At 68.1% G+C, this 9,386-nt stretch carries 6 protein-coding genes; 3 read left to right on the top strand and 3 right to left on the bottom strand.

Annotated features, from left to right (window positions below; genetic code table 11):
• Positions 1-130: 130 nt before the first annotated feature.
• The 3 genes from Q0716_RS03000 to argB all read right to left on the bottom strand — a co-directional run bounded on the left by Q0716_RS03000 (position 131) and on the right by argB (position 3,703).
• Positions 131-1,939, bottom strand: a complete 1,809-nt coding sequence (locus Q0716_RS03000; RefSeq protein ID WP_299019509.1) for an acyl-CoA dehydrogenase C-terminal domain-containing protein — start codon at positions 1,937-1,939, stop codon at positions 131-133.
• A gap of 53 nt (positions 1,940-1,992) precedes the next feature.
• The gene (locus Q0716_RS02995; RefSeq protein WP_299019507.1) at positions 1,993-2,673 is read right to left on the bottom strand and encodes a TetR/AcrR family transcriptional regulator; all 681 of its coding nucleotides are present in this window, start codon (positions 2,671-2,673) and stop codon (positions 1,993-1,995) included.
• Positions 2,674-2,800: 127 nt separating this feature from the next.
• Positions 2,801-3,703, bottom strand: coding sequence for an acetylglutamate kinase (gene argB / locus Q0716_RS02990; RefSeq protein WP_299019505.1), 903 nt, complete (start codon positions 3,701-3,703; stop codon positions 2,801-2,803).
• 28 nt (positions 3,704-3,731) lie between these two features.
• Between argB and Q0716_RS02985 the strand changes: the two genes are divergently transcribed.
• From Q0716_RS02985 to miaB, 3 genes are all read left to right on the top strand, one after another.
• Entirely contained in the window at positions 3,732-5,285 is a 1,554-nt protein-coding gene (locus Q0716_RS02985) for a CHAD domain-containing protein (RefSeq protein WP_299019504.1), read from the top strand.
• 63 nt (positions 5,286-5,348) lie between these two features.
• Positions 5,349-8,084 (top strand): HAD-IC family P-type ATPase, encoded by a 2,736-nt coding sequence (locus tag Q0716_RS02980; protein ID WP_299019503.1) that lies wholly within the window; start codon positions 5,349-5,351, stop codon positions 8,082-8,084.
• Between the two features lie 58 nt (positions 8,085-8,142).
• Positions 8,143-9,386: tRNA (N6-isopentenyl adenosine(37)-C2)-methylthiotransferase MiaB (gene miaB / locus Q0716_RS02975; RefSeq protein ID WP_299019502.1), on the top strand; the 1,244-nt coding region annotated here is incomplete at its 3' end.

The following is a 9,386-nucleotide window of genomic DNA, read 5'->3' as shown; positions in this document are numbered from 1 at the left end:
TCGTCGATGGTGTGCCAGCGACCCACCGGGGTCATTTGCGCCCAGGCGGGCAGCACCAGGGCCGACAAGACAGTGACGAAGGTGGTACGGATGTTCATCGATCGTCTCCTCTGTGAGTGAAAAATGCCGTTCAAATACCCTCGACACCCAGGGCGGCGTCGGTGTTCATGAGAGACGCCACGCCCGCGCGCGCCTGGCGCACCAGCGTTGCGGTCTCGGGGAACAGGCGTGTGAAATAAAAGCGCGCCGTTTGCAGCTTGCCCTGATAGAACGGGTCGGAGCTACCCGCAGCGATGGCCTTGAGCGCCGCCGACGCCATGCGCGCGAAGAAGTAGGCAAACACCAGGTGCCCGGCCACCCGGAGGTAAGGCACGGCCGCGGCACCCGCCTCGTCGGGGTTCTGCAATGCCTTGAAGCCGATTTCGGTGGTGAACTTGGTCATCTGCTCAGCCAGCTGCGCCAGCGGGTTGATGAATTCGCTCATCTTCTCGTTGACGCCCTCTTCCTCGATGAGCGCCTGCACCAGCTTGCCGAACTTCTTGAGCGTGGCGCCGTTGTTGGCCAGCACCTTGCGCCCCAGCAAGTCGAGCGACTGAATGGTGTTGGTACCCTCGTAGATCATGTTGATGCGGGCATCGCGCACGAACTGCTCCATGCCCCATTCTTTGATGTAACCGTGGCCGCCGAAGACCTGCAGGCACTCGTTGACCGCGATGAAGCCGTTGTCGGTCAGGAATGCCTTGGCGATCGGGGTCAGCAGCGCCAGCAGCTCGGCGCTGTCCTTGCGCACCTGTTCATCGGGGTGGTGCAGCTCCTTGTCCAGCAGCAGCGCGCAGTAGATGAGCAGTGCACGGCCGCCCTCGGCGTAGGCCTTGGCGGTCAGCAGCATGCGGCGCACGTCCGGGTGCACGATGATGGGGTCGGCGGGCTTGTCCTTGGCCTTGGGGCCGGAGAGCGCGCGCATCTGGATGCGGTCCTTGGCATACGCCAGTGCGTTTTGGAACGCCACCTCGGTCAGGCCCACCGACTGGTTGCCCACGCCCAGGCGCGCGGCGTTCATCATCACGAACATCGCCTGCAGCCCCTTGTTCGGCTGGCCCACCAGCGTGCCCACGGCGCCATCCAGAATCATCTGGCACGTAGCGTTGCCGTGGATGCCCATCTTGTGCTCGATGCCGCCACAGTAGATGGCGTTGCGCTCGCCCAAGCTGCCGTCGGCGTTGACCTTGAACTTCGGCACCACGAACAGGCTGATGCCCTTGGTACCCGCGGGGGCATCGGGCAGGCGCGCCAGCACCAGGTGCACGATGTTTTCCGCCAGATCGTGCTCACCGGCCGAGATGAAGATCTTCTGCCCGGTCAGCTTATACGTGCCGTCGGGCTGGGGTTCGGCCTTGGTGCGCAACAGGCCTAGGTCGGTGCCGCAGTGCGGCTCGGTCAGGCACATGGTCCCGGTCCACTCACCCGAGGTGAGCTTGGGCAGGTACAGACGCTTTTGCTCCTCGGTACCGTGCGCGTGTAGGCATTCATAGGCGCCGTGGCTCAAGCCGGGATACATCGTCCAGGCTTGGTTGGCGCTGTTGAGCATCTCGTAGAACGCCTGGTTGACCACGAACGGCAGGCCCTGGCCGCCGTACTGCGGGTCGCAGCTCAGCGCGGGCCAACCCCCTGCCACGTATTGGGCGTATGCCTCTTTGAAGCCGCTGGGCGTGGTCACGGTGTGCGTGGCCTTGTCCAGCCGGCAGCCCTCGGCGTCCCCGCTGATGTTGATGGGGAAGGCCACCTCGGCGGCAAACTTGCCGCCCTCCTCCAGCACGGCATTGATGGTGTCGGCATCCACCTCGGCGTGCGGCGGGCAGACCTTGAGTTCATCGACGACACGCAGCACTTCGTGCAGCACGAATTGCATGTCGCGCAGGGGCGGGGTGTACTGGGGCATGGGGAGTCTCCTTCCGAAAACGGGCAGACAGGGGTTGAAAGAAGCCCCGGCGCTTACGCGAGGTAGCGCGCCAGGATGTTGTCGAAACCGGTGCGGGCGCGCTGCAGGCCCTCGGCCGTACGCAGGAAGCGGGCTTCGTAGTGCAGCGCCAGGATCAGGCCGTGGATCTCGAAAGCGATCTGCGCCGGGTCGGCGTCGGTACGCAGGTGGCCTTCGTCGATAGCGAGCCGAATCGCGCGGCGCAGCGCGGCCTGCCAAGTCGTGACCGTCTCCACCAACGCGTCGCGCACGGGGCCAGGGCGGTCGTCGAACTCGACCGCGCCGCTGATATAGATGCAGCCGGAGTCGATCTCCAGCGAGGTCTGGCGCATCCAGTTGTCGAACAGCGCGCGCAGCCGCGGCAGCCCGCGGGGCTGCTCCAGCGCCGGACGAAAGACGTCGCGCTCGAAGCGCTCGTGGTATTCGCGCACCACCGAAATCTGCAGCTCTTCGCGCGAGCCAAAGTGCGCAAAGACGCCGGACTTGCTCATGCCCATGACCTCGGCGATGGCGCCGATGCTCAAACCCTCCAGCCCCACTTGCGACGCCAGCGACAGCGCGGCATCGATGATGGCAGCCTTGGTCTGCTGGCCTTTCTGGGCGGCCTTGGACAGCCGGGGCTGGCTGGCGCTGCGAGCGCGGCGCGCGGGTGTCGCGACGGTGGCGCTGCTCGACGGGCGAACGTCTGCGGTCATGCGGCCCTCTAAAATAAAACGAACGATCGTTCTATTTTAGAGGCCACTCGTGGGTTGTCAACCGAAATTTTTGCGACCGGTGCTGGGCAGCTGCCTTGGGGACACCGACCGCGCACGGCGCGCCACTTCAGTGCGAGCGGATCATGGTGCCAAACGGCTGGTCACCAAGCACCTCGAGCAGTAGCGCATGCGGCACACGCCCGTCGATAATGTGCACCGCCTTGACGCCACTCTTGGCGGCATCCAGTGCACCGGCAATCTTCGGGATCATGCCACCGCTGATGGTGCCATCCGTCACCAGCTCGTCGATGCGCCGCGGCGTGAGCTCGGTCAACAGCTGGCCGTCTTTGTCCAGCACGCCGCGGATGTTGGTCAACATCAACAGCTTTTCGGCCTGCAGCACGGTGGCCAGCTTGGCCGCCACCACGTCGGCGTTGATGTTGTAGCTCTCGTTGTGCTCGCCAAAACCAATCGGACTGACCACCGGGATGAACTGATCCTCCTGCAACGCGCGCACGACCGAGGGATCGATGGAAACAATGTCGCCCACCTGGCCAACGTCGTGCTCCACGCTCGGATCGTTGACATCGACCATGCGCAGCTTGCGCGCGCGAATCATGGCGCCGTCGCGCCCGGTCAGGCCCACCGCCTTGCCGCCCGCGCGGTTGATGAGGCCGACGATGTCTTGCTGCACCTCGCCGGCCAGCACCCACTCGACGACCTCCATCGTCTCGGCGTCGGTCACGCGCATGCCCTGGATGAACTGACCCTGCTTGCCCAGGCGCTTGAGCAGCCCCTCGATCTGCGGCCCTCCGCCGTGCACCACGACGGGGTTGATGCCCACCAGTTTGAGCAGCACCACATCCTCGGCAAACGCGGCCTGCAAGAGCGGATCCGTCATCGCATTGCCGCCGTACTTGATGACCATCGTCTTGCCGTGGTAACGCCGGATGTAGGGCAGCGCTTGGCTCAGGATTTCGGCCCGGTCGGCGGGGGCCACGTGCGAAAGATCGCGGGGAGGTTGGTTCATGGTGGCTAATGCGGCTACGATCGAACAAATGTCAGCATCGGAGGGCATTGTGCCGCAAGAAATCGAGCTCAAGTTTGCGCTTGCGGGCTGGCGCGCCGAACAGGCCCTGCAGCGGCTAAGCCAGCATCCGCTGCTGCGCCGGCGCAAGCGCCAGCAACAGCGCCTGATCAACCGTTACTACGACACGCCCGACGGCTGGCTGCGCCAGCAGCGCTGTGCGCTGCGCATCCGCGCCATCGAGCCGCCGCCTGGCGCGGCGGGCGTGCCGTCTGGAGCCGCTCGCCCGGTGCGCACCTACGAGCAGACCCTCAAAACCGCCGGCAGCGGCCACGGCGCTTTGAGTGTGCGCGGGGAGTGGACGGCCCCGCTGCGGCGACCCGCGCTGGATGAGGCCGCGTTACGCTCGACACCGCTGGCGCAGGATCCGGCATTCGACACACAGGTGCGGGCACTGCAACCCGTGCACGAGACCCGCTGCGTGCGCACCACCTGGGTCGTGCGTAGCCGCGACGGCAGTGTGGTCGAGGTCGCGCTCGATGCCGGCGACATCCGCGCGGCGGGACGACGCGCGCCGCTGCTGGAGCTCGAGCTGGAGCTCCTGCGGGGTGACGCCGATGCACTGATCGCCATGGCCGAGGCGCTGGCTCAGCACCTGCCGCTGTTGCCCGCGCGCATCAGCAAGGCCGAGCAGGCGCAACGCCTGGCCGATGGTACCCACGACGCCCCCATCACCGCCCGCGCGCTCGACTTGCCGCGCGCGGCGGACCCCGCTTGCGTGGCCCGCGCCGCTCTGGGCGACGCGCTGGGGCAGTTGTGCGACAACCTCGCGTTGGCCGCCCGCAGCGACGCGCCAGAGGCCATCCATCAGGCCCGTGTCGGTTGGCGGCGCTGGCGCAGCCTGTTGCGGCTGCTGCGCCCGTGGCTGCCTCCCCCGCCCGCGATGCAAGCGCTGCGCCCCCTGCTAGACACCCTGGGTACGGTGCGCGATCTGGACGTCGCGCGCACCGAAACCCTGGCCGAGTGGGGGCCGCTGTATGTCGAAGACGAGTCCGCCCACCCCGAGCGCGTGCGCGCCGTGGAGCGCGCCCAGCAGCAGCTGGCGCGCGGCGCGCACCAAGCCCGGCGCGCCCTGCGCGCGCAGCTGGGCGACCCCGCCATCACTGCCGCGCTGGTGGCGTGCGCCGCCTGGCTGCAGCAGCTGCCGGCGCAGGTGGACGCCGACCCCGACTGGGGTATCGAGCGCTTGGCGCGCTGGCACGCGCGGCTGCAGCGCCACCTGCGCACCGCAGACCCTGCCCAGCCCGGCGCTGCCGAGGCCCTGCACGAGGCGCGCCTGCTGGCCAAACGACTGCGCTACGGCTCGGAAGCGTTGTCGCCCACCCTGCCCGGGCGCGCCGCGCGGCGCCTGCAGCGCTGGCAGCGCGACGCCCGCGGCTGGCAAACCCGCATCGGCCGCTGGCGCGACCTGCTGCGCGCGGCGCAACTGCTCGAGGGGCCACGCGCCGCCCCGCCGTCGAGGGCACTGGCCGCGTTCCTGCGCGGGGCGGCCGTGGCCGGTCAACGCGCAGAAATCGCTGCCTGACCCCGGCCGCTGCGGAACCCGGCGGCGGCGGAAACGCTCCCACGCGATAACCTGACTCTCTCCATGCTCATGAACACACACCCGCGCCCCGCTGCCACTGACACGCCCGCCGCCGACACCCCATGGCACGCGCTGCCCTGCGACGACGTGCTGCACCAATGGCAAAGCTCGGCGCGCGGCTTGGGCAGCGCGCAGGCGCAGGCGCGGCGCGAGCGCTACGGCCCCAACCGCCTGGCCGAAGCCCCGCCCACCCCGTTGTGGCGGCGGGTGCTGCGACAGTTCAACAACCTGCTCATCCTCATCCTGCTGGCGGCGGCCACCATCACGGCGCTGCTCGGGCATGGCATCGACGCCGGCGTCATCCTGGCGGTGGTATTGCTCAACGTCACCATCGGCCTGATCCAGGAGGGCAAGGCCGAGCGCGCCCTGGCCGCCATCCGCGCGCTGCTCACGCCTCACGCGCAGGTCTGGCGCGACGGGCGCTTGGTCGAGGTGGACGCGACCGAACTCGTCCCCGGCGACGTGGTGCAACTCAGTGCCGGCGACCGCCTGCCCGCCGACGTGCGCTGGCTGCGCACGCACGACGTGCAGGTGGACGAATCCATGCTGACCGGGGAGTCCGTGCCCGTCGGCAAAGACCCCGCCCCCGTCGACGCGCACGCTGCGCTCGGCGACCGGCGCAGCATGGGCTATGCCGGCACACTGGTCACGCGCGGCCAGGGCACCGCAGTCGTCGTGGCTACCGGCATGGCGACCGAGATGGGGCGCATCGGCCGCCTGCTACAAAGCGTGGGCGACACCGCCACGCCACTGGTGCGACAAATGGCGCAAATGGGGCGCTGGATCACGCTGGCGGTGCTGGCCGCCGCCGCGTTGTTGTTCGGCGTGGGCTGGGGGTTGCGCGGGCTGCCAGCACTGGATACCTTCATGGCAGCGGTGGGGCTGGCCGTGGCCGCCATCCCCGAGGGGCTGCCCGCGATTCTGTCGGTGACGCTGGCCATCGGCGTGCAGCGCATGGCGCGACAACGCGCCATCGTGCGCCAGTTGCCTGCGGTGGAGACGCTGGGCTGCGTCACCGTCATCTGCTCCGACAAGACCGGGACGCTGACGCGCAACGAAATGACGGCACAGACCGTCGTGCTCAGCGACGGTATCGTCACGGTGGGAGGCAGCGGCTACGCCCCTCAGGGCGCGCTGCTGCGCGACGGGCACCCACTGCAGGCGGCGGAGCTCTGGCGCGAAGCCCCCGCACTGTTGCTGCTGGCCGAAGGCGTGGCGCTGTGTAACGATGCCGCGCTGGTACAGGACGAGTCGGGCCAGTGGCAGCTCAGCGGCGACCCGACCGAGGGCGCCTTGCTGACACTGGCGATGAAAGCGGGGCTCGACCCCAACACCTTGCGCGAAGAGCGCCCGCGCGTCGCGCTGCTGCCGTTCGAGTCGGAGCGCCGCTACATGGCCACCGCGCACGCCGATGGCGACACACTGCGCGTGTGGGTCAAAGGGGCGCCGGAGGCGATTCTGGCGCGCTGCTCCCACGTGCTCGACGATCGGGGAAAGACCGTCGCACTCGACGCCGCCCCTTGGCAAGCCCAGGCCGACGCCCAAGCGGCCCAGGGCCGACGGGTACTGGCCGTGGCCACGGTGCGCGTGCCCGCGGGTAACGCGCTCACCCATGACACGGTGCGCGACGGGTTGACCCTGGTCGGCCTGGTCGGCATCATCGACCCGCCACGTGAGGAGGCCATCGAGGCCGTGGCGCAGTGCCGTGCCGCCGGCATCCGGGTCAAAATGATCACGGGTGACCACCTGGTCACCGCGCGGGCGATCGCCGCCCAACTCGGCTTGGGCGAGCACCTGCAGGCCATGGCGGGGCAGACGATCGACACCCTGGACGACGCGGCACTGCGGCGCGCCGTGCGCGAGGTCGACGTCTTTGCGCGCGCGGCGCCCGAGCACAAGCTGCGACTCGTGCGCGCGCTGCAGGCCAACGGCGAGGTGGTGGCCATGACGGGCGACGGCGTCAACGACGCCCCTGCGCTCAAAGCCGCCGACGTGGGCGTGGCCATGGGCCACAAGGGCACGGATGCCGCCAAGCAAGCCGCCGCCGTGGTGCTGACGGACGACAACTTCGCCACCATCGCGCGCGCCGTGCGCGAAGGCCGCACCGTCTACGACAATCTGCGCAAGGTCATCACGTTTTTGCTGCCCATCAATGGGGGCGAATCGGTGTCACTGCTGGTGGCGGTACTGTTCGGGCTGGCGCTGCCCATCGCACCGGTGCAAATCCTCTGGGTCAACATGGTCAGCTCCATCGCGTTGGCCATGGTGCTGGCGTTCGAGCCCACCGAACCCGACATCATGCGCCGCCCCCCACGCCCGCCGGGCGAACCGATCCTGACCCCCTTCGTGCTGTGGCGCATCGGTTTGGTCTCCACGCTGTTTGCGGCCGGCATCTTCGGCACCTACCAATGGGCGCTGGACGCCGGCTACCCCCAGGCCATGGCGCAGACGCTGGCCGTCAACACGCTGGTGGCGATGGAGATCTTCTACCTGTTCAGCGTGCGCTACCTCAAGGCCCCTTCTTTCACCTGGGTGGGCGTGCAGGGCACCCCGCGCGTGCTGGCCGCGGTGGGCGCCGCGTGCGCGCTGCAGGCGGGCTTTACCTACCTGCCCCTCATGCAAACGTGGTTTGGCAGTGCGCCGCTGCCGCTGCCGTGGATCGGCATCAGCGCCGCCATCGGCGTCGCCGTCCTGGGGGTGCTGGAGCTAGAAAAAGCGCTGCTGCGCGCGAGGCGCTAGACTAGCGGGCTTTCCCCGGTTCAGCCCCTGGCTCTACACCACGCACCGCTGACGCACCATGCCCAAAAAAGTCTACATCCGCACCTTCGGCTGCCAGATGAACGAGTACGACTCGGACAAGATGGCCGACGTCCTGGCCGCCGCCGACGGCTACGAGCCCACCGATGACCCCGAGCAGGCCGACCTGATCCTGTTCAACACCTGCTCCGTGCGCGAAAAGGCGCAGGAAAAGGTCTTCTCCGACCTGGGGCGCGTCAAACACCTGAAGAAAAAAGGCGTGCTCATCGGCGTGGGGGGCTGTGTGGCCAGCCAAGAGGGTGAAGCCATCATCCAGCGCGCGCCCTACGTGGACGTAGTGTTTGGCCCGCAGACGCTGCACCGCCTGCCCGAGCTGCTACGCGAGCGCGAGCGCCAGGCGCGGCCGCAGGTGGACGTCAGCTTCCCCGAGATCGAAAAGTTCGACCACCTACCCCCCGCCCGCGTCGAGGGTGCCTCGGCGTTCGTCAGCATCATGGAAGGCTGCAGCAAGTACTGCAGCTACTGCGTCGTGCCTTACACGCGCGGAGAGGAAGTCTCGCGCCCGCTGGAGGACGTGCTGGTGGAGGTCGCCGGCCTGGCCGAACAGGGGGTCAAGGAAGTCACCCTGCTCGGCCAAAACGTCAACGCCTGGCGCGGTGGCGACGGCGAGGACTTCGCCCTGCTGCTCGAATGCGTGGCCGACATCCCGGGCATCGAGCGCATCCGCTACACCACCAGCCACCCCAACGAATTCACGCCGCGCCTGATCGAGGCCTACGCGCGTATCCCGAAGCTGGTCAGCCACCTGCACCTGCCCGTGCAGCACGGCAGCGACCGCATCCTGATGGCGATGAAGCGCGGCTACACCGTGATGGAGTACAAGAGCACCGTGCGCAAGCTGCGCGCCGTGCGACCCGACCTGAGCCTCTCGAGCGACTTCATCGTCGGCTTCCCAGGCGAGACGGAAGACGATTTCGCCAAACTCATGAAGCTGGTCGACGATATCGGCTTCGATGCGAGCTTCAGCTTTATTTTCAGCCCACGCCCCGGTACACCAGCGGCCAACCTGCCCGACGACACGCCCCACGACGTCAAGCTGCAACGACTGCAAACGCTGCAAAAGGCATTGGAAGGCCATGTCGCGCGCATCAGCGCCAGCCGTGTGGGCACCGTACAGCGCATCCTGGTCGAAGGCCCGTCCAAGAAAAACCCGCACGAACTCATGGGCCGCACCGCCTGCAACCGCATCGTCAACTTCGACGGCGGCCCACACGCCCAGCGCCT

Origin of the sequence: uncultured Tepidimonas sp. (assembly GCF_938045175.1) — a bacterium.
Lineage (GTDB): Bacteria > Pseudomonadota > Gammaproteobacteria > Burkholderiales > Burkholderiaceae_C > Tepidimonas.
Note: the sequence above shows the minus strand (reverse complement) of the source record. Positions and strands in the feature narration are given on the sequence as shown.

Bases quoted from the DNA above. Each gene is read 5' to 3' on its own strand.
- Q0716_RS03000 (WP_299019509.1), bottom strand. From the start codon at position 1,939: ATGCCCCAGTACACCCCGCCCCTGCGCGACATGCAATTCGTGCTGCAC.
- Q0716_RS02995 (WP_299019507.1), bottom strand. From the start codon at position 2,673: ATGACCGCAGACGTTCGCCCGTCGAGCAGCGCCACCGTCGCGACACCC.
- argB (WP_299019505.1), bottom strand. From the start codon at position 3,703: ATGAACCAACCTCCCCGCGATCTTTCGCACGTGGCCCCCGCCGACCGG.
- Q0716_RS02985 (WP_299019504.1), top strand. From the start codon at position 3,732: ATGTCAGCATCGGAGGGCATTGTGCCGCAAGAAATCGAGCTCAAGTTT.
- Q0716_RS02980 (WP_299019503.1), top strand. From the start codon at position 5,349: ATGCTCATGAACACACACCCGCGCCCCGCTGCCACTGACACGCCCGCC.